Source organism: Arthrobacter sp. NQ7 (assembly GCF_029581595.2).
Classification (GTDB): domain Bacteria; phylum Actinomycetota; class Actinomycetes; order Actinomycetales; family Micrococcaceae; genus Arthrobacter; species Arthrobacter phenanthrenivorans_B.
This window is the reverse complement of sequence record NZ_JARFXU020000001.1, coordinates 57,256-76,057: the sequence shown is the minus strand read 5'-3', so window position 1 is coordinate 76,057 and position 18,802 is coordinate 57,256. Positions and strand designations below refer to the sequence as shown.

Below are 18,802 nucleotides of genomic sequence, written 5' to 3'. Positions count from 1 at the left end.
ATGGCTGAATGGAAGCCCGACCCGGGGCCCCTTAGGCGCTTCTCCCCAGCCCGGCCTCTTGGTAGTACCCCTCGATATGGGCGGCCACCAGCCTGGCCGCACGCCCGCCGTCGTCGTTCCTGATGGCTGCCAGAATGCCCTGGTGCTCCCCATGCAGCCTGGCCGCGGTTGCCTTCCAGTCCGGAAGGCCGGCCGTCAGCTCAGCCGCGTAGCCCTGGATGGCTTCGCGCAGCGAGCCCATCATGGCGCTGACCACGGCATTGCCGGCGGCGTTGGCAAGGGCCAGGTGGAACCGGACATCGAGGGCCAGGAACTCATTGACCGCCAGATCCTCCGGCATGTCCATGGCGTCCAGCAGGGCCGCGGCCTCCGCCAGCTCCGGGGCGTCCGGACGGGCCTTGCCCGCCGCCCACGATTCCAGCAGGATGCGGGTTTCCACGATGTCCGCCACGGGCAGGTGCTGGGTAGCGACGTGCAGCCGGAGGGCTGAGCCAAGAGCGGAGGTGGGGTCCGAAATCACCACTGTGCCTGCGTCCGGGCCCGACCCCACGCCGGCGCGGACCACCCCCATCGCCTCCAGGATCCGGACTGCCTCGCGGACCGAGGTGCGGGACACCTTGAGCTGCTCGGCCAGGCTTCTTTCCGCGGGCAGCCGCCCACCCACGGTCAGCCTTCCGGCGGCGAGCTCGTTCTCGATCCACGACAGGACCAGCTGATGGGTACGCACCGGTCCATGGTACTTGATGTGGTCCAACCACATGGCCTAGAGTGTGGTTGGACCACAGCAGACCGGACCGGCACCAGCCGAACGGAAGGACGCCATGACGCACACCATCCAGCCGAACAATCCCGAGGCCACCCCGGCTCCGGGGACCACGGACATTCCGGCAGCACCGGCAGCCAGCCCGGCGCCGCCGTCGTACGCCCTGCCTCCTGCCCTCAAGCGCCGCATCCCCAAGTACTCGGACCTGGCACCCCTGATGCAGTTCAAGAAGCCGGAGTTCAGCAAGGAAGCGCGGCTGAAGCGGGCCAGCACCATCTGGGAACTGCGCGACATCGCAAAGCGCCGCACGCCCAAAGCGCCGTTCGACTACACGGACGGGGCCGCCGAGGAGGAGATCACACTCCGCCGCGCCCGCCAGGCCTTCCTGGACATCGAGTTCCGGCCCGGCATCCTGCGCAATGTCTCCAGCATCGACCTCAGCACTGACATCCTCGGCAAGCCTTCCCGGCTGCCGGTCGGGATCGCGCCCACGGGCTTCACCCGGATGATGCAGTCCGAGGGTGAATACGCGGGCTCGCGGGCCGCCGAAGCCGCCGGCATCCCCTACACCCTTTCCACGATGGGCACGGCGTCGATCGAGGATGTGGCGGCAGCCGCGCCGAACGGCCGCAACTGGTTCCAGCTGTACCTCTGGACGGACCGGGACCGCTCCCTTGAACTGATTGAACGCGCCGCGAAAGCCGGCAATGACACCCTCATGGTCACCGTGGACACTGCCGTGGCCGGCGCCCGCCTCCGTGACGTCCGCAACGGCATGACCATCCCGCCGGCACTGACGGTCAAGACTGTCCTGGACGCCTCCTACCGGCCCGCCTGGTGGTTCAACTTCCTCACCCACGAACCGCTGACCTTCGCGTCGCTGTCCCGCTACACCGGCACCGTCGCGGACCTCATCAACTCCATGTTCGACCCCACCCTCACCTTCGAGGACCTCGACTGGCTGCGCGAAACCTGGAAGGGCAAGCTGGTGGTCAAGGGCATCCAGACCGTGGAGGACGCCCGCCGCGTGGTGGACCACGGCGCTGACGGCGTTGTCCTGTCCAACCACGGCGGCCGCCAGCTCGACCGCGCGCCCATTCCCTTCCACCTGCTCCCGGAGGTAAAGCAGGCCTTCGCGGGGGACAACAGCGAAGCCGCCATCATCCTGGACACCGGCATCATGAGTGGCGCGGACATCGTGGCGGCCCTGGCGCTCGGTGCCGATTTCACCCTGATCGGGCGCGCCTACCTGTACGGCCTGATGGCCGGTGGCCGCGCCGGCGTGGACCGTGCCCTTCAGATCCTGGAAAAGGACATGGCACGCACCATGGCCCTGCTGGGCGTCAGCCGTATTTCCGAGCTGACCCCGGAGCACGTGCGGCTGCTGGGGAAGTAGGCGCTACTTCCGGCGCCCGAACTTGGGCAGCGTCGGCAGGTTGGCCAGCAGGTCCGCGGCCTTCGTGGCGGCGCGGCCCACGGTGCGGCCAATCTGCTGCGGGACGCTGTCGTCACTGAGCGGGGCTGCGGTGCCGCCGGGAATCACGACGGCGGGACTCAGCTCGGCGCCTTCCCGCACCAGGACGGGCGCCGGGACCTCCTCCCGTGCCGGCTGCTGCGGCTCCGCTGTCCGGGAGGCCGGGGGCAGGGCGGCGGCAGCAGCGGCCACGCCTTCCTTCAGGTGGGCGGGCGCCTGCTCCGCTGCGGCTTGACCGGTCTCCTTCCGGCCCTGGGCGGCCGGGTCCAGGGCTTTCCCTGCGGGCACTTCCCCGCCCCGCGCTTCCTGGCTTTGGACCGACGTGTGTGGAACTGCCTGGAGCGTGCTGTTGGGCGACGCGGACGCCTTGGCGCCGACGTCGAACGTCTCGAGCCAGCTTGCGATCCCCTCCAGCGGCCCGCGGTTAAGCGCGTAGTACCGTTTCTGGCCCTGCGCGCGCATGCTGACCAGCTGGGCTTCGCGAAGGACTTTCAGGTGCTTGGAAATGGTGGGCTGGCTCGCCGCCAGCTCCTCCACCAACTCCCCCACGGCTTTATCCCCCGCGCGCAGGGCCACCAGGATGTCCCGCCGCGTGGATTCCGCTATGACGGCAAATACGTCGTCTGTCACCATGCCTCCCACCCTAGCGACATATACGCCGAAAGGCATCAACTATTTCGGGCTGCCGCACGCCGACGGTGGCCGCATTTGTGCTAGTCGAACCAGGGGTCCAGCCCGTGCAGCGGAAACACTGCCTTGCGGGTGGCCATGACGGTGCGGTCCACGGCGTCGTTCGGGTCGAAGCCCACTTCCCAGGAACGCCACCACAGCTCCACGTCATCGCCCATGAGGGCGGGCGCCTCTGTGCCGAACTTCTCCATCACGTACTGCCGCCAGTCGCCCGGCACCGGGGTGCGCACCGGCACGGGCCGCCCCGCGGCGATCGCCACCAGGTGGCTCCACGCCCGCGGCACCACGTCCAGCACGTTGTAGCCCCCGCCGCCGGTGGCGATCCAGCGGCCACCGCAGTAACGCTCCGCAAGATGCCCGACGGCGTTCGCTGCCTCGCGCTGTCCGTCCACACTGAGGTTGAGGTGCGTAAGGGGGTCGCTGCGGTGCGAATCGCAGCCATGCTGGCTCACGATCACCTCCGGCGCGAACGCGCCCACCAGTTGGGGCACCACGGCGTAGAAGGCCCGCAGCCAGCCGGCGTCCGCGGTGCCGGCCGGCAGGGCGACGTTGACGGCCGTTCCTTCAGCGGCAGGGCCGCCGATCTCATTCGCGAACCCGGTCCCCGGGAAGAGGGTCAGCCCCGTCTCGTGCAGCGAGAGCGTCAAAACGCGGGGATCGTCCCAGAAGATGTTCTGCGTCCCGTCGCCGTGGTGGGCGTCGACGTCGATGTAGGCCACTTTGCGTACCCCGCCGTCCAGCAGCTTCTGCACGGCAAGGGCGGCGTCGTTATAGATGCAGAAGCCGCTGGCCCGGTCACGGGCCGCATGGTGCATTCCGCCGCCGAAGTTCACAGCATGAAGGGCTGACCCGTCAAGCACCCGTTCGGCGGCCAGCAGGGACCCGCCGGCCAGCCGGGCGGACGCCTCATGCATGCCGGCAAACGCGGGGTCATCCTCCGTCCCCAGGCCCCGGGATTCGTCCGGCTGTGAAGGATCGGCGCTGACCCGGCGCACTGCCGCCACGTAATCGGGCGCATGGACGGACTCCAGCTCCGCGTCGGAGGCCACCTCCGGCGCCGCCACGTTGACGTGGTCCAAATCGAAAAGCCCCAGGCTGCGGGCCAGGCGGGCGGTCAGGTCCATCCGCTCCGGCGCCATGGGGTGGCCGGGACCAAAGTTGTACGCTGTCATGTCTGGACTCCACGCCACCATCGTCGGCGGCGCGGGCTGGCTGAGTCCCGGCAGGTATGTCATCAATCACAGGCTACCCGAGCGCGCACCGCCGCCCGTCCGGCCATGACGCGGCCTTTAGTGGTTTACTACTGGGGGAAGCCGTTTCAACCGAGGAAAAGCCACACATGACGCAGAGCCAGTCGAGGCCCCGGACCCCGGCCACCTGGCACCCCCCGGCGCAGGAGCGGGAGGGCCTTTGGATCTTGACGCGGCTGCGCGACTTCATCGACGACATCGCCAACACCACCCCGGCCCGGCTGGCCCTGACGGCCTTCGCCGCGGTCTGCACGGTCTTCACGTTCCTGCTGTCCCTGCCGGTCTCCTCTGCCGACGGAACACCCACACCGGTCCACCAGGCGCTCTTCACCGCGGTCTCGGCAGTGTGCGTCACCGGCCTTACGGTGGTGTCGACGGCGGTCCACTGGTCCTTCTTCGGCCAGCTGGTGATCCTGGTGGGCATCTTCATCGGCGGCCTGGGAACGCTGACGCTCGCGTCATTGCTGGCCCTGATGGTCAGCAAGCGGCTTGGTGTCCGCGGCAAGATCATCGCCGCGGAGTCCATGAACAACGCCGGCCGCCTGGGCGAGGTGGGTACCCTCCTCCGGATCGTCATCAGCACGTCCGTGGTCATCGAAGGGGTCCTTGCGCTTGCGCTGGTACCGCGGTTCCTCGGACTGGGCGAGCCCTTCTGGCAGTCCGTCTGGCACGGCATCTTCTACGCCATTTCGTCCTTCAACAATGCCGGTTTCACCCCGCACTCGGACGGCATCGTGCCCTACGAGACCGACCTCTGGATCCTCATCCCCCTCATGGTGGGTGTGTTCATGGGCAGCCTGGGATTCCCGGTGGTCATGGTGCTGCAGCAGAACGGGCTGAACTGGAAGAAGTGGAACCTGCACACCAAGCTCACCATCCAGGTCTCCCTCATCCTGCTGGTTGCGGGAGCATTCCTGTGGGGCCTGATGGAGTGGGACAACGTCCGGACCATCGGCACGATGAGCGTGGGGGACAAGATCACCCACGCGCTCTTCGCCTCCGTGATGACCCGTTCGGGTGGATTCAACCTGGTGGACCAGAACCAGATGGATTCCACCACCATGCTGCTGACCGATGCCCTGATGTTCGCCGGCGGCGGCTCGGCCTCCACGGCCGGCGGCATCAAGGTCACAACCATCGCCGTGATGTTCCTTGCCATCATCGCCGAGGCCCGCGGCGACGCCGACGTCAAGGTCTACGGCAGGACCATTCCGCAGGGCAGCATGCGGGTGGCCATCTCCGTGATTGTGGCCGGCGCCACCCTGGTGTCAGTGTCGGCTTTCCTGCTGCTGCACATCAGCGGCCAGTCGCTTGACCGGGTCCTGTTCGAAACCATTTCCGCGTTCGCCACCGTGGGGCTCAGCACGAACCTGAGCGCGGAAGTCCCGCCCGCCGGGGTCTACGTCCTAACGGCGCTGATGTTTGCCGGCCGCGTGGGTACAGTTACCCTCGCCGCTGCACTGGCCCTGCGCCAGCGCAGCCAGTTGTACCACTACCCCGAAGAGAGGCCGATCATTGGCTAGTTCCACCGACGCCCCCAGGCGCCCCGCCCACAACGCCCCGGTCCTGGTCATCGGGCTGGGCCGCTTCGGATCGTCCACCGCAGAGCAGTTGGTCAAGCAGGGCCGGGAAGTCCTCGCGATCGAACGCGACCGGAGCCTGGTGCAGAAATGGGCTCCGCTGCTGACCCACGTGGTGGAGGCCGACGCCACCAACATCGACGCCCTCCGCCAGTTGGGCGCGCAGGAGTTCAGCTCCGCCGTCGTGGGCGTGGGCACCTCCATCGAGTCCTCGGTGCTCATCACCGTCAACCTGGTGGACCTTGGCATTGAGCACCTCTGGGTCAAGGCCATCACGCCGTCCCACGGCAAGATCCTCACGCGGATCGGCGCCAACCACGTCATCTACCCGGAGGCAGACGCCGGTGTCCGTGCCGCGCACCTGGTTTCGGGGCGCATGCTGGACTTCATCGAGTTCGACGACGACTTCGCGATCGTGAAAATGTACCCGCCGCGCGAGACGGTGGGGTTCACGCTGGACGAGTCCAAGGTCCGGTCCAAGTACGGCGTCACCATTGTGGGCGTGAAGTCGCCCGGGGAGGACTTCACGTACGCCCGGCCCGAGACCAAGGTGTCCTCGCGGGACATGCTCATCGTCTCCGGCCACGTGGACCTGCTGGAGCGGTTCGCGGCCCGGCCCTGATCCGCGGCTAGCCGAGCTGGCGGGTGATCTCCGCTGCGCGGTCGGCTGCAGCCTTCGCGCCGGCGGCAATGATGGCTGGAATGCCCTGCTCGTCAAAGGTGGCGATGGCGCGCTCGGTGGTGCCGTTGGGGCTGGTGACCGCTTTGCGCAGTGCGGCGGGATCCGCACCGGGCTCGGCCAGCATCAGCCCTGCGCCCGCCACCGTTTCGCGTGCCAGCAGCACCGACAGCTCGCGGTCAAGGCCCAGCTTCTCCCCGGCGGACGCCATCGCCTCCGCCAGGTAGAACGCGTAAGCCGGTCCGGACCCGCTGATGGCCGAGAGCGCGTCCACCTGTTCCTCGGGAACCTCGACGACGGTGCCGGCACCCTCCAGGATGTCCTTGACTTTCCGGAGCTGCCCAGGCGTGCAGTGGGTACCGGGCGAGACGGACACGACGCCGCGGCCCAGCCTTGCCGGCGTGTTGGGCATGGTCCTGATGACCGGCTGCCCCTCAGGGAGCGCCGCTTCCAGTTGGGCGATCGAGACCGCGGCAGCTACGCTGACCACGACAGTGTCCGGTGAAAGCGCGGGTCCGATTTCGCGGGCCAGGTCCGCGATGCCCACCGGCTTGACGCCGAGGATCACGACGGCGGAGCCCTTGGTGGCCTGCCGGTTGTTGTCGGGTTCCTCCTCGCCGGCGATGGCGGTGATGCCGGGGTACCGCTCGGCCAGTTCCTGGGCGCGGGCGGCACGGCGGACCGTGGCCACCACATCCCCGGGTTCCGTTCCTGCTTCCAGCAGGCCGCCAAGAATGGCCTCGTTCATGGATCCACAGCCAAGGAATGCGATTCGGTTGCTCATGCCTCCATCATTGCAGTTCCCACGCATTCACAGGCAACTCCCATCTTGGGCGCAGGCAGCACACAACTTGGGGTCCTAACGTAGTTATTACCTCATTGAGGGTGCGAGTGATGCGGCAGGCATGGGGATGCCTGCCAGGGCACCGGCGGCGCGGCAACAGGTTTTCCCCCATTTTCCTGTTGCCCGCCCCGGTGCTTCCGCATTTAACGGCGGGGTGGGACTAGACGGGCGCTTCCACCACACGCGAAGCGGCGGCCACGTGGGGTGCGGGTTCCAGCGGTCCTGAGAACACCAGCTGGTCCAGGCGCCGGAGGATGAGCCCTTCACGGAGCGCCCAGGGGCAGATGCGGAGTTTCTTGAACTTGAACATTTCCAGCGCGGCCTCTGCCACCAGGGCGCCGGCCAGGAGCTGGTGGGCGCGGGCCTCGGAGACGCCCGGAAGGTGCAGCCGGTCTTCCGAGCTCATTGCCGAGATCCGTTGGGTCCAGATCCCCAGGTCCGAGGCATGCAGTTCGCGTTTGACGTAGGGGCCCTCGGCGCTGGGGGCGGCGCCGGCGATCCGGGCCAGGGAACGGAACGTCTTCGAGGTGCCGGCCACCACGTTCGCGCGGCCCAGGCCGTCGAATTCGCGGACGGCAGGCTTGAGGGTGGCCCGGATGTAGCGCCGGAGCTCCTTCACGCTCTTGGCCGACGGCGGGTCCTCGGCCAGCCAGTCCCGGGTCAGCCGGCTGGCGCCGAGCGGCACGGATGTTGCCACTTCGGGCAGTTCGTCCTGGCCGAACGCCATTTCGAAGGAGCCTCCGCCGATGTCCAGGTTGAGGATGGGGCCTGCGCCCCAGCCGTGCCAGCGCCGGACAGCGAAGAAGGTCATGGACGCTTCCTCGCTGCCGGTGAGTTCCTGGAGCGTCACGGTGGTCTCGTGCTTGACCCGGGCCAGCACCTCCGGACCGTTGGTGGCTTCACGGATGGCCGACGTACAGAAGGCCAGCAGGTCCTCGGCTTTGTGCCTGGCCGCGAATTCCCAGGCCTCCAGCACGAACTCGGTCAGTTCATGCTGGCCTTCGTCGTTGATGCTGCCGTCCGGTTCAAGGTACTGCACCAGGGACAGCGGCCGCTTGTGGGACGCGAACGGGACCGGCTGCGCACCGGGGTGGGCATCCACCAGCAGCAGATGGACGGTGTTGGACCCTATGTCGAGGACGCCTAGACGCATGGGGACATTATTGCTCGTCAGCGCGCTTGAAGTCGCGCCGGATGTTGGCCACACCTTCCGGATTGATCTCGAAGCCATAGGCGGCACCCGGGTTGATCACCATGCCCAGTTCGTCACCAAGGTTGGCGATGATCGCGGCGCCCTGCGTGCCCAGCACGTTGGGTGCGGCTTCCAGGTACTGCTGGTCCACCCTGCTCGGGTGCGAGAAGACGGCAAGGACGGGGTCGCCGTCGGCGTTGGCCAGCACCAGCGGTTCCACCTGGGAGTCCATACCCTCCACCGTGTCAGAGCTGATGATGTAGACCTCGCTGTTCAGGAACGACAGGATGACGTCCACCGGGTTCGCGTCAGGCTGCCCGCCGGTGGCGAGCTTCTCCTCGAGGTCGTTGAGCGGGTTGGTGTCGTCGATTCCCTGCTGTTCAGTCATGTGACTAGCCGATCACGATCCGGAACCGCATGCAAACGCTACTTCTTGGCGGTTGCCTTCTTCTTGGCGGGTGCCTTGCGCGTGGCGGTCCGCTTGACCGGACCCTTGGCCCGCTTTTCCGCCAGCAGTTCCACGGCCTGCTCCCGGGTCAGCTCTTCAAGGGAGGTGGCCCGGGGAACCGTGATGTTGGTGATGCCGTCCGTGATGTAAGGGCCGAAGCGTCCCTCCTTCACCACGATGTTCTTTTCCGACACCGGGTCCGGGCCGAACTCGGCCAGCGGCGGTACCGCGGCACGCGCACCGCGCTGCTTGGGCTGGGAGTAGATCTCCAGGGCCTGTTCCAGGGTGATGGTGAAGATTTCCTCTTCGGAGCCGATGGAGCGGGAATCCGTCCCCTTCTTCAGGTACGGGCCGAACCGGCCGTTCTGCACGGTGATGAGGTTGCCTTCGGCGTCCTCCCCCAGCGCCCGGGGCAGGCTCATAAGCTGAAGTGCCTCGTCCAGGGTGACTGACTCAACGGTCATCGACTTGAAGAGCGAGCCCGTCCGGGGCTTGGCCTTGACCGGCTTCTTGGGCGGCTTGGGCTTGCCGTTCTTGTAGTACTCCACCGGCTGCTTGGCCAGTTCTTCCTCGGTCATCTCAGGGATGATTTCGGTGACGTACGCGCCGTAGCGGCCGTTCTTCGCCACCACGGTGTGCCCCGTGTGGGGATCGGTGCCGAGCACCCGTTCCTCCGGCGCAGCCGTCTCCATCAGTTCAACGGCCTTGGCTGCGGTCAACTCGTCCGGGGCCAGGTCCTCGGGGACGTTGGCGCGGGCCGATTCCACGATCTCCCCGGTCTTCGGGTCCACAAGGGCGGCGGAGCTTTCCAGGTACGGGCCGAACTTGCCCACCCGGAGGGTGATCTCGTCCGTGATGGGAATCGAGTTGATTTCCCGTGCGTCGATCTCACCGAGGTTGTTGACGATGCTCAGCAGGCCCGGATCGGAGCCCTCGCCGAAGTAGAAGTGCCGGAGCCAGGACGCGCCGGCTTCCTGGCCGTTGGCGATCTTGTCGAGGTCGCCTTCCATGTCCGCGGTGAACTCGTAGTCCACGTAGTCCGAGAAGTGCTGCTCCAGGAGGCGGATCACGGAGAACGCGATCCAGCTGGGAACCAGTGCCGAGCCCTGCTTGCGGACGTAGCCGCGGTCCTGGATGGTGGAGATGGTGGAGGCGTAGGTGGACGGGCGTCCGATGCCCTTCTTCTCCAGTTCCGCGGTAAGCGACGCTTCTGTGTACCGCGGCGGCGGCGAGGTCTCGTGTCCCAGGGCCTGGATGTCCGAGGCAGACAGGGCATCGCCCTTGGCCACGTTGGGCAGGCGTCGTGCTTCGTCGGAATCGTCGTCGCCGCGGGTCTCGTCCTTGCCTTCCTCGTACGCTGCGAGGAAGCCGGGGAACGTGATCACCGTGCCGGAGGCGGAGAACTCTGCGTCCCGCCCGTCGGTGGACACGGCACCGAGCCGGATGGTCGCCGTCGAACCCTTGGCATCGCCCATCTGGGAGGCGACGGTGCGCTTCCAGATGAGTTCGTAGAGGCGGAACTCGTCGCCGGAGAGCTGCTTGGCCACTTGGGCGGGCGTGCGGAAGGAGTCGCCGGCAGGGCGGATGGCCTCGTGGGCTTCCTGGGCGTTGGCGGCCTTGTTCGAGTACACGCGCGGTGACTGCGGAATATATTCCGGGCCATACAGTTCAGAGGCCTGCCGGCGGGCGGCGGTGATGGCCTCGTCGCTCAACGCGGACGAGTCCGTACGCATATAGGTGATGTAGCCGTTCTCATACAGCCGCTGCGCGATCTGCATGGTGCTCTTGGAGGAGAAGCGGAGCTTGCGCCCTGCTTCCTGCTGGAGCGTGGAGGTGGTGAACGGGGCCGCGGGGCGGCGGGTGTACGGCTTGGTGTCCACCGAGCGGACGCGGAACTCCGCGTCCTGCAGCCCGGCAGCCAGGGACGTCGCCAGTTCCTCGTTGAGGTGGGCAACATTGCGGGACGTGAGTTCGCCGTTGTCATTGAAGTCACGGCCGGACGCCACCTTGGCGCCGTCGACGGCGGCGAGCTTGGCCTTGAAGGAGCCCGAATCCGCGCCGAACTGGCCGGTCAGGTCCCAGTAGGAGGCGGCCTTGAAGGCCATGCGTTCGCGTTCGCGGTCCACCACCATGCGGGTCACCACGGACTGCACGCGCCCGGCGGAAAGGCCGCGGGCCACCTTGCGCCACAGGACAGGCGAGATTTCGTAGCCGTAAAGGCGGTCCAGGACGCGCCGGGTTTCCTGGGCGTCCACCAGGTCCTGATCCACGTCGCGCAGGTTGCCCATGGCACGCTGGATGGCTTCCTTGGTGATTTCGCCGAACGTCATCCGGTAAACGGGAACCTTGGGCTTGAGAACTTCCAGCAGGTGCCACGCGATGGCTTCGCCCTCGCGGTCCCCATCGGTTGCGAGATAGAGTTCGTCGGCATCTTTGAGCGCGGCCTTGAGCTCGGTGACCTTTTTCTTCTTGTCCGGGGACACCACGTAGTACGGCTTGAAGTCGTGCTCAATGTCGACGGCGAACTTGCCGACGGAGGTCTTCTTCAGCTCAGCGGGCAGTTCGGAGGGCTGCGGCAGGTCGCGGATGTGACCGATGGAGGCCTCAACGATGAAGCCCTCGCCGAGGTACTTGGCGATGGTCTTGCTCTTGGCCGGAGACTCCACAATCACGAGTTTCTTGCCGGTTTTGGCCTTGCTTGGCACGGTGCTCCTACAGAAAAAGGTTGCTGGGGCAGATGAGCCCATGTTCGCCTAGTTCACCATATTTTGGGGAATCGTGCGCATTCATGTGGAAAAGCAGGGGGCCTAAGGGGGCTTACTGTTCGGCGGTAAACGCGGCCGGAACAAGGAACCCGTCCTGCACCAGGTTGGCAACATCGGCCAGCAGCGAGCGCTGGAATGTCCCTGCGTCTCCGCCCAGGAGCGCCTCCAAAGCCGCGGCAATCTGTCCGGCGGCCAGGTCGCCGTCGCACGCCGACACGAAGCCGGCCAGCTCGGTGCTCATCAGGTTGGTGCGGCGCAGCCCGGCACCCTGCCGGAGCAGGATCACTCCCGGGTGTTCGGCACCGGGGCGCTGATGGCGTTCCTCGGTGACGTCGTCGGCCACGAGCAAATGCGTGCCGGCAAGATCATGCGTGTCCAGCCAGTCGCTCCGGTCGACGGCGGCGCCCAGGTGGGGTCCGATGGGCTGCTCGATGGGGTACGTGATTTCCTCAAAACGGCTGATGGACGCCTGCCGCCCTTCAGCCGGGCGCCGCAGCCACACCATGCCGAAGCCGATTGCCTCGACGTTCCGGGACCCGAAGTCCGCGAGATAGGCGGCGTACGCCTCCCGGTAGTGCTGCCGGTCCCGGGACTCGGACGCGTCCTGCAGCCAGGTTTCGGCGTATTGTTCCGGGCTGACCTGCTCGCGCTGGATAAACCAGGCGTCCGTTCCGGGCCGCACCCATGAGCGTGGCCTGCCGTCCCAGTCCGCACCGGCGGGCACTTCCCAGTTCCCCAGCATCTGCGCCCATCCCCCGGGCGCCAGGATGCCGGGCAGGTCCGCCACCAGGTCCGCGACAATCCGGTCGCCGGGCAGGCCGCCGTCGCGGTAGGTGAACTGGTCCGCCGCCTCCTCCCCGTCGCTGCGCGGGGTGATGACGAAGGGCGGGTTGGAGACCACCAGCCCAAACTCCTCGCCTGCCACCGGCTCCAGCAGCGATCCCAGGCGCAGGCTCACCCGGTCCTCGAGCCGGTCCGGGTCCACGGAAAGCGCCCCGGCGTTGAGCAGGATGTTGAACCTCGTGAAGGCCAGGGCGCGCTCGGAGATGTCGGTGGCGGTGACGTGCTGGCAGTGGTGCAGCAGGTGGAACGCCTGGATGCCGCAGCCGGTACCCAGGTCAAGGGCGCGCTCGGTGTGGCGGCGGATGGTGGCCTGCACCAGGGTGGTGGATGCCTGCCCGATGCCGAGGACGTGGTCGTGCCGCAGCACCCCGGCCTGCTGGTGGGCGGCGAGGTCGCTGGCCACCCACAGTTCGGCGCCGCCGCTGCCGTCGTCATTCTTGTCCCAGCCATAGGGCCGCAGGTCCGCCTTGGCCGTGAGCAGATCCGAGCAGGGGACGGGCTGCACCAGCCCAAGGTCCACGAGGCCCTTCGCGCCGGTGCCCGGCAGCGCGGCGTCGAGCGTTTCCCGGTCCTGCGGCTCGGCCAGGAGCCACAGGCGGACGACGGCGGCAAGCGGCGCGGCGCCGTCGTCCTCCCGGACTGCCCGCTCGGCGGCAAGCAAGGCGGGAATGATCTGGTCCCGGTTCAGTGCCGCGGAGGCCGTGGGGCCCAGCAGCCCGGCGACGCCGTCGAGGGTGTAGTCCAGGCGGCGCAGGTCTGCCGCCAGGGCGGCCAGCAGGTCCGGAAGGTCGCTGCGGGGCGCATCGGGGGTGTTGCCGGCGGTGAACTCGTAAGGGGATCTAGGCACCGCTCAAGTTTAGTCCGGCGTTGCTGCGGGGTACGGTGGAGCCATGCCTTCCCGCCTTGCCTTGATTCCGCGCGCCCGCCGGTCAGCAGCTGCGGCGCGCCGCCTGCCGCCCGTGGCAGTGGTTGCCGTTGGCCTCAGCCTCGCCGCGGCGGGATGCTCGCCGGCGACGTCCGTGGAAAACGCCGACGTCCCCAAATGGCGGGCCACGGCCCTGCCCAGCACCCCTCCGGGCGTCGTACTCCAGGACTCCGGCAAGATCCTCAACCGCAACCGCATTGTGCAGGAAGCCGCCAGCGTGCCGGCCGGCAACTACGTGCTCACAGCGGTGTGCGACGGGACCGGCAAGGCCTTCTTCGCCGTGACGCTGGACGGCAAGCCGGTAACCGAGGCCGGGGCCGCCTGCAACGGCCGGCGGGAGACCACCAAGGTCAGCCTGCCCGCGGCCGGACGGGTCGACATCAGCAGCTCCAGCGTGGACGCTCCGCTGCTCTACGCCTACCAGCTGGCGCCGGCGCAGTAACCGCCTTTTCGGCTCTGGCCCGCCGCCCTCGGCGGGCATAAAGTCGGACTATGCCCAGTGTGCGGGGAACCCCCGCGCCCCTTCCCAGAGGGACAGCACGGGCGCCCCTGGCACCGAGGCCGGCGGCCGCCGTCGTCCTTGGGCTGGTGCTTGCGGCAGGTGCGCTGGCCGGCTGTGAATATACGTACGACGACGGCAGGGCCGGCAGTGCGCAGGCCGCCACTGCCGCCCCGGCGCCGGCCCCCACCAGGGATCCGTTGCAGCAGGACCCGGTCAGCGCCGCCGATCTGCCCGACTGGGTGTTCCGGGCGCTCCCGGACGGCACCGGCCCGGTAGTCCAGGCCGATGCCGGGATCCTGGGCGACGGGGAGGTGCAGACCGTTATGTCGCCAGTGCTGGAGACCGGAACCTACAGCCTGGCAATCGCCTGCCGGAGCCAGCGCAGGGTCACCTTCACGGTGCGCACCGAAACCCTTACCCTGCTGGACCTGGCCCTGAGGTGCGGAATCAACCGCGACAACGTCATCTACCTGTCCACGGACAGCGTCCTGATGGTCAGGGTTGAGGCCAGGACCGCAGCCAACTTCGCGTTCCGGGTGCGCCGGCTCTGACGTCAGGCCGCCGCGCAGCTGTCCGGGCAGCGGAGCGTTTCGGGGCTGGCCGCGCACACGTCGCAGTACAGGATGAGGGTGCGGCAGCTGGGGTTGGAGCAGTTCTCGAATTTGCTGGTGGGCGCGTCGCAGCGGGCGCACTGGCCAATGGTCTTGGCTTCGTCGCTGAATTCCAGGTGCATGCGCTTGTCGAAGACGTAGAGCGAGCCTTCCCACAGCCCCTGGTCCTTGAACGCTTCGCCATAGCGCACAATGCCGCCGTCCAGCTGGTAGACCTCTTTAAAGCCGCGGTTCACCATCAGGCTGGAAAGGACCTCGCAGCGGATCCCTCCGGTGCAGTAGGTGACCACCGGTTTGTCTTTCAGGGCGTCGTATTTGCCGGAGTCCAGTTCCTTGATGAAGTCGTGGGTGGTGGCGACATCCGGGACAACTGCGTCCTTGAACCGTCCGATTTGGGCTTCGAAGGCGTTCCTGCCGTCGAAGAACACCACGTCCTCGCCGTCCCGCTTCCTGGCGTCCACCAGCTGGTGAAGTTCCTCGGGCTTGAGGTGCTTTCCGCCGCCCACTACGCCGTTGGCGTCGACCTTCAGTTCGCCGGGGGCGCCGAAGGAAACGATTTCATCCCGCACCTTGACGCTGAGCCGGGGAAAGTCCTCCGCACCGCCGTCGGACCATTTGACGTCGATGCCGCGGAAGCCGGGATATTCGCGGGTGGTCTTGACGTACTGCTTAACGGCGCCGATTCCGCCGCCCACCGTGGCGTTGATCCCGTCCTTGGAGATGATGATGCGGCCGGTCAGGCCAAGCTTCTCGCACAGGGCACGCTGCCAGAGCCGCACCGCGTCCGGATCTGCGATGGGGGTAAAGCCGTAAAAGAGCACAATCTTGTTTAAAGCCACGTACTTAAGGGTACCGGGTGGGGTGCCGGACCGTTTCGGCCGCTGCTTCCCGCGGCCGGTGCTGATCACAATTGCATAAGCTCTTCGCCACCCCCTGTTGCTGGCGATCCGGCTGGAATAATCTCTTGCCATGAGTCCGGAAACCGTGGTTGAAGACATCACTGGCCTGCTTGAAGTGTGGGTAGCGGGCTGGGCCGGCTGCCGCGGCTACCGGACCTCTACCGAAGGCCGCTTTCCTTCCGCGCTACGGACTGACACCAGCGGTGAGTGGGAAGTTTTTGCCTCCGAACCCACCGATGACGAGTTCGCTGCACTGGCCGGCAGGACGGCGGAGGCCCCGGCCCGGGTCCTGACCATCCTCACCAACGACCCCGCGCGGTACGCGGCGATGGCAGGCCGACAGGGCCTGAATGTCACCTCCGATTCGCAGGCGATGATGATCGTTGACATGGAGACCCAGGACGCGGAGGACCCGTGGCTTTCCGATGACGACCTGAGCCTTTCCACCTATGAACAGGGCGGCGTGTATTACGCCGAGGTCCGTTCCGGCAGCGTGATTGCGGCCAGCGGCCGGGCCTTCGTGGTGGGTGACACCGCCGTCTTTGACAAGATCATTACCCAGCCTGCATTCCAGCGCAGGGGCCTCGGAAGCCTGATCATGCGGGCACTGGCGGCCCAGGCATCCGGCCGGGGCATCCGGACCGGCCTTCTCTTGGCGTCGGTGGACGGGCAGAAGCTGTATTCGCATCTCGGCTGGTCGGTCGTGGCCCGGGTCCTGATGCTGTCCGCCTCGCACGACGGCTCGGACCTGTCCCTGAGCTGACGCGGCACCGGCTGTGCCGGACTCCGGGGTTCCCCGTGGGCGAACCGTGGCCTGACGCGGTGCATCGGATGAAAGAATGGTGGGGTGAAGCCCCATGACTCGCTGATTCCCATGCTGGGCCGCGGCCCGGAACCGGAGCAGCTCCGTCATGTGCGCACCATCCCGGCACGGGATGCGGTCCACGCACCGTGGCCGGCGTGGGTGCACCCGGATATCGCTAGGGCTTACGCGTCCCTGGGCATCCGCGAGCCGTACCGGCACCAGGTGGATGCTGCCGACGCGGCCCACGCGGGGCAACACGTAGTGGTGGCCACCGGAACTGCTTCGGGAAAGTCGCTGGCCTACCAGCTGCCGGCGCTGGATGCGATCCACCGTTCCGAACTGCGTGTGCTGGCGGACCCGGGGAAGATCCACGACGACGGCGCCGTCACCCTGTATCTCTCCCCCACCAAGGCGCTGGCGGCCGACCAGTTGAATGCCGTACGTTCCCTGCGGTTGCCCACGGTTCGGGCCGAAACGTACGACGGCGACACGGATCCCGCCGCCCGGCGGTGGATTCGGGACCACGCCAACTTCATCCTGGCCAATCCTGACATGCTGCACTTCGGCATCCTTCCCAACCATGCCTGGTGGGCCGGCTTCTTCCGCCGGCTGCGCTACGTCATCGTGGACGAGGCCCACAGCTACCGGGGCGTGTTCGGATCACACGTGGCCAACCTGATGCGCAGGCTCCGCCGGATCTGCGCATACTACGGGGCCGGAACCGCCTTCCCCGAACCGGTGTTCATCGCCGCGTCCGCCACCGCCTCCGACCCCGACGTGTCGTTTTCCCGCCTTATCGGCGCCCCCGTGAAGGCAGTGTCCCAGGACTGTTCGCCGCATGGTGCTACGACGGTGGCGTTGTGGGAACCGGCCCTGACGGAAGTCCGGGGCGAGAACGGGGCCAAGGAGCGGCGGACCGCCGTGGCCGAAACTTCCGACCTGCTCGCCAACCTGGTTTCCGCCCGGATCCGGACCATTGCCTTCATCAAATCCCGCCGCGGCGCCGAGACCATCTCCGCCATTACCAAGCGGCTCCTGGACGAGGTGGACCCCAGCCTCCCGCAGCGGGTGGCGGCCTACCGTTCCGGATACCTGCCGGAAGAGCGGCGCGCGGTGGAGAAAGCGCTGCGGTCGGGCCAGCTGCTGGGTGTCTCCAGCACGTCAGCCCTGGAATTGGGAATCGACATTTCCGGCCTGGACGCGGTCCTGGTGGCCGGGTGGCCCGGAACACGGGCCTCCCTGTTCCAGCAAATCGGCAGGGCCGGCCGGGCCGGACAGGATGCCATAGCCGCGTTCGTGGCCAGTGACGATCCGCTGGACACGTTCCTGGTGAACCACCCGGAAGCGATCTTCGACGTGTCCGTTGAAGCCACGGTCTTTGACCCGTCCAACCCCTATGTCCTGGGACCGCACCTGTGCGCGGCAGCGGCGGAGCTCCCCCTGGGTCCGGCAGAGCTTGACCTCTTCGGCCCCACCGCCGAAACGCTCCTGGACCGGCTGGTGGCCCAAGGCTACCTGCGGCGGCGCCCAGCCGGCTGGTTCTGGACCCATTCACAGAGCGCCGCGGCCATGGTCAATCTCCGGGCGGACGGCGGAGGCCCGGTGAGCATCGTCGATGCCGAAACCGGCTCGCTGCTGGGGACCATGGACTCGCCGCAGACCCACTACCAGGCCCACACCGGTGCGGTGTACGTGCATCAGGGAGATACCTACGTGGTGGAGGACCTGAACGAAGACGACCACTGCGTCATGGTGAGGCGGGCCAACCCTGACTACTACACCACGGCGCGGGACGTGACCCAGATCGAGGTGCTGGACACCCTCCGGAGCATGCAGTGGGGCGATATCACCGTGCATTTCGGGGACGTGAAAGTTACTACGCAGGTCGTCTCCTTCCAGCGCAAGGCGTTGATTTCCAATGAAGTCCTGGGCGAAGAGCCGCTGGAACTGGGGGCCCGCGAGCTTTTCACCAAGGCGGTGTGGTTCGTGGTGGACAACCGCTCCCTGACCGGGGCAGGACTCATTGAGGCCCAGTTCCCCGGAGCCCTGCACGCCGCCGAGCACGCGGCGATCGGACTCCTGCCGCTGGTTGCGTCCAGCGACCGCTGGGACATCGGAGGGGTCTCCACTGCCCTGCACGCCGACACCGGGGCGCCCACCATCTTCGTGTATGACGGACACCCCGGCGGGGCCGGGTTCGCCGAGCGGGGTTTCGACAAGGCCAAGGTATGGCTGGCGGCTACCCGCGACGCCATCAAGGCCTGCGAGTGCGAGTCCGGCTGCCCGTCCTGCGTTCAGTCCCCCAAGTGCGGCAACAAGAACAACCCGCTGGACAAGGCCGCCGCGGTGACCCTGCTCGACGTCCTGCTCAAGGACGCGACCGAAGTCTCCGGAGTGGCAGTGGAAGCACGCGGCTGAGGACCGGTTGGTGTCTCCCCGCACCGGTTGGAGTGGCCCAGCAGGACACCCGGTAAGGCAAAACACATGGGGTGCACCGTATCCTCGCCGCACCCGCCACGGCATCAGGGCGCG

General features: G+C 67.4%; 16 protein-coding genes. 7 read left to right on the top strand and 9 right to left on the bottom strand.

What is annotated here, in order from left to right:
- Window positions 1–31: 31 nt before the first annotated feature.
- Window positions 32–760: a FadR/GntR family transcriptional regulator gene (locus PUN71_RS00335; protein ID WP_277796913.1), complete on the bottom strand. Its 729-nt coding sequence runs from the start codon at window positions 758–760 to the stop codon at window positions 32–34.
- A 61-nt stretch (window positions 761–821) separates the two neighbouring features.
- Here PUN71_RS00335 and PUN71_RS00330 point away from each other — a divergent pair, with 61 nt between their 5' ends.
- Window positions 822–2,159 (top strand): alpha-hydroxy acid oxidase, encoded by a 1,338-nt coding sequence (locus tag PUN71_RS00330; protein ID WP_277796912.1) that lies wholly within the window; start codon window positions 822–824, stop codon window positions 2,157–2,159.
- A 3-nt stretch (window positions 2,160–2,162) separates the two neighbouring features.
- On the opposite strand, the gene PUN71_RS00325 is transcribed toward PUN71_RS00330, so the two are convergent.
- Together PUN71_RS00325 and PUN71_RS00320 are read right to left on the bottom strand one after the other, a co-directional pair.
- A complete protein-coding gene (locus tag PUN71_RS00325; RefSeq protein ID WP_277796911.1) occupies window positions 2,163–2,870 on the bottom strand; it encodes an ArsR/SmtB family transcription factor in 708 nt (235 codons plus the stop codon).
- Between the two features lie 80 nt (window positions 2,871–2,950).
- Window positions 2,951–4,162 carry an acetoin utilization protein AcuC gene (locus PUN71_RS00320; RefSeq protein WP_277796910.1) on the bottom strand — a complete coding sequence of 404 codons (1,212 nt, stop codon included), beginning with the start codon at window positions 4,160–4,162 and terminating at the stop codon, window positions 2,951–2,953.
- Between the two features lie 104 nt (window positions 4,163–4,266).
- On the opposite strand from PUN71_RS00320, the gene PUN71_RS00315 reads away from it, so the two are divergent.
- Both PUN71_RS00315 and PUN71_RS00310 read left to right on the top strand, forming a co-directional pair.
- Window positions 4,267–5,700 (top strand): TrkH family potassium uptake protein, encoded by a 1,434-nt coding sequence (locus PUN71_RS00315; protein WP_277796909.1) that lies wholly within the window; start codon window positions 4,267–4,269, stop codon window positions 5,698–5,700.
- Window positions 5,693–6,379, top strand: a complete 687-nt coding sequence (locus PUN71_RS00310; protein ID WP_043452434.1) for a potassium channel family protein — start codon at window positions 5,693–5,695, stop codon at window positions 6,377–6,379. The genes PUN71_RS00315 and PUN71_RS00310 overlap by 8 nt, the downstream gene beginning before the upstream one ends.
- A 7-nt stretch (window positions 6,380–6,386) precedes the next feature.
- Here the strand turns inward: PUN71_RS00310 and proC are convergent, their stop codons facing one another.
- From proC to PUN71_RS00285, 5 genes are all read right to left on the bottom strand, one after another.
- Window positions 6,387–7,220: a pyrroline-5-carboxylate reductase gene (gene proC, locus PUN71_RS00305; RefSeq protein ID WP_277796908.1), complete on the bottom strand. Its 834-nt coding sequence runs from the start codon at window positions 7,218–7,220 to the stop codon at window positions 6,387–6,389.
- A gap of 220 nt (window positions 7,221–7,440) precedes the next feature.
- Complete coding sequence (locus PUN71_RS00300; protein WP_043452436.1) at window positions 7,441–8,433, bottom strand: Ppx/GppA phosphatase family protein; 993 nt, start codon at window positions 8,431–8,433, stop codon at window positions 7,441–7,443.
- Between the two features lie 7 nt (window positions 8,434–8,440).
- Window positions 8,441–8,860, bottom strand: coding sequence for an SseB family protein (locus PUN71_RS00295; RefSeq protein WP_277796907.1), 420 nt, complete (start codon window positions 8,858–8,860; stop codon window positions 8,441–8,443).
- Between the two features lie 38 nt (window positions 8,861–8,898).
- Window positions 8,899–11,625, bottom strand: coding sequence for a type I DNA topoisomerase (gene topA / locus PUN71_RS00290; protein ID WP_277796906.1), 2,727 nt, complete (start codon window positions 11,623–11,625; stop codon window positions 8,899–8,901).
- 112 nt (window positions 11,626–11,737) lie between these two features.
- Window positions 11,738–13,375, bottom strand: coding sequence for a DUF7059 domain-containing protein (locus PUN71_RS00285; protein ID WP_277796905.1), 1,638 nt, complete (start codon window positions 13,373–13,375; stop codon window positions 11,738–11,740).
- Between the two features lie 43 nt (window positions 13,376–13,418).
- Here PUN71_RS00285 and PUN71_RS00280 point away from each other — a divergent pair, with 43 nt between their 5' ends.
- On the top strand, window positions 13,419–13,895 hold the full coding sequence (locus tag PUN71_RS00280; RefSeq protein WP_277796904.1) for a DUF6023 family protein: 477 nt from the start codon (window positions 13,419–13,421) through the stop codon (window positions 13,893–13,895).
- Between the two features lie 50 nt (window positions 13,896–13,945).
- Window positions 13,946–14,506 (top strand): DUF6023 family protein, encoded by a 561-nt coding sequence (locus tag PUN71_RS00275; RefSeq protein WP_043452442.1) that lies wholly within the window; start codon window positions 13,946–13,948, stop codon window positions 14,504–14,506.
- Window positions 14,507–14,508: 2 nt separating this feature from the next.
- Here the strand turns inward: PUN71_RS00275 and trhO are convergent, their stop codons facing one another.
- Entirely contained in the window at window positions 14,509–15,405 is an 897-nt protein-coding gene (gene trhO / locus PUN71_RS00270; protein ID WP_277796903.1) for an oxygen-dependent tRNA uridine(34) hydroxylase TrhO, read from the bottom strand.
- 130 nt (window positions 15,406–15,535) lie between these two features.
- On the opposite strand from trhO, the gene PUN71_RS00265 reads away from it, so the two are divergent.
- Window positions 15,536–16,228: a GNAT family N-acetyltransferase gene (locus tag PUN71_RS00265; RefSeq protein WP_277796902.1), complete on the top strand. Its 693-nt coding sequence runs from the start codon at window positions 15,536–15,538 to the stop codon at window positions 16,226–16,228.
- 84 nt (window positions 16,229–16,312) lie between these two features.
- On the top strand, window positions 16,313–18,688 hold the full coding sequence (locus tag PUN71_RS00260) for a DEAD/DEAH box helicase (RefSeq protein WP_277796901.1): 2,376 nt from the start codon (window positions 16,313–16,315) through the stop codon (window positions 18,686–18,688).
- Window positions 18,689–18,802: the final 114 nt, after the last annotated feature.

What these genes read in the sequence shown, in the direction of transcription:
- PUN71_RS00275 (WP_043452442.1), top strand. Translation starts at nt 13,946, where the DNA reads ATGCCCAGTGTGCGGGGAACCCCCGCGCCCCTTCCCAGAGGGACAGCA.
- PUN71_RS00315 (WP_277796909.1), top strand. Translation starts at nt 4,267, where the DNA reads ATGACGCAGAGCCAGTCGAGGCCCCGGACCCCGGCCACCTGGCACCCC.
- PUN71_RS00300 (WP_043452436.1), bottom strand. Translation starts at nt 8,433, where the DNA reads ATGCGTCTAGGCGTCCTCGACATAGGGTCCAACACCGTCCATCTGCTG.
- PUN71_RS00295 (WP_277796907.1), bottom strand. Translation starts at nt 8,860, where the DNA reads ATGACTGAACAGCAGGGAATCGACGACACCAACCCGCTCAACGACCTC.
- PUN71_RS00280 (WP_277796904.1), top strand. Translation starts at nt 13,419, where the DNA reads ATGCCTTCCCGCCTTGCCTTGATTCCGCGCGCCCGCCGGTCAGCAGCT.
- PUN71_RS00320 (WP_277796910.1), bottom strand. Translation starts at nt 4,162, where the DNA reads ATGACATACCTGCCGGGACTCAGCCAGCCCGCGCCGCCGACGATGGTG.
- PUN71_RS00325 (WP_277796911.1), bottom strand. Translation starts at nt 2,870, where the DNA reads ATGGTGACAGACGACGTATTTGCCGTCATAGCGGAATCCACGCGGCGG.
- proC (WP_277796908.1), bottom strand. Translation starts at nt 7,220, where the DNA reads ATGAGCAACCGAATCGCATTCCTTGGCTGTGGATCCATGAACGAGGCC.
- PUN71_RS00330 (WP_277796912.1), top strand. Translation starts at nt 822, where the DNA reads ATGACGCACACCATCCAGCCGAACAATCCCGAGGCCACCCCGGCTCCG.
- PUN71_RS00265 (WP_277796902.1), top strand. Translation starts at nt 15,536, where the DNA reads ATGAGTCCGGAAACCGTGGTTGAAGACATCACTGGCCTGCTTGAAGTG.
- PUN71_RS00335 (WP_277796913.1), bottom strand. Translation starts at nt 760, where the DNA reads ATGTGGTTGGACCACATCAAGTACCATGGACCGGTGCGTACCCATCAG.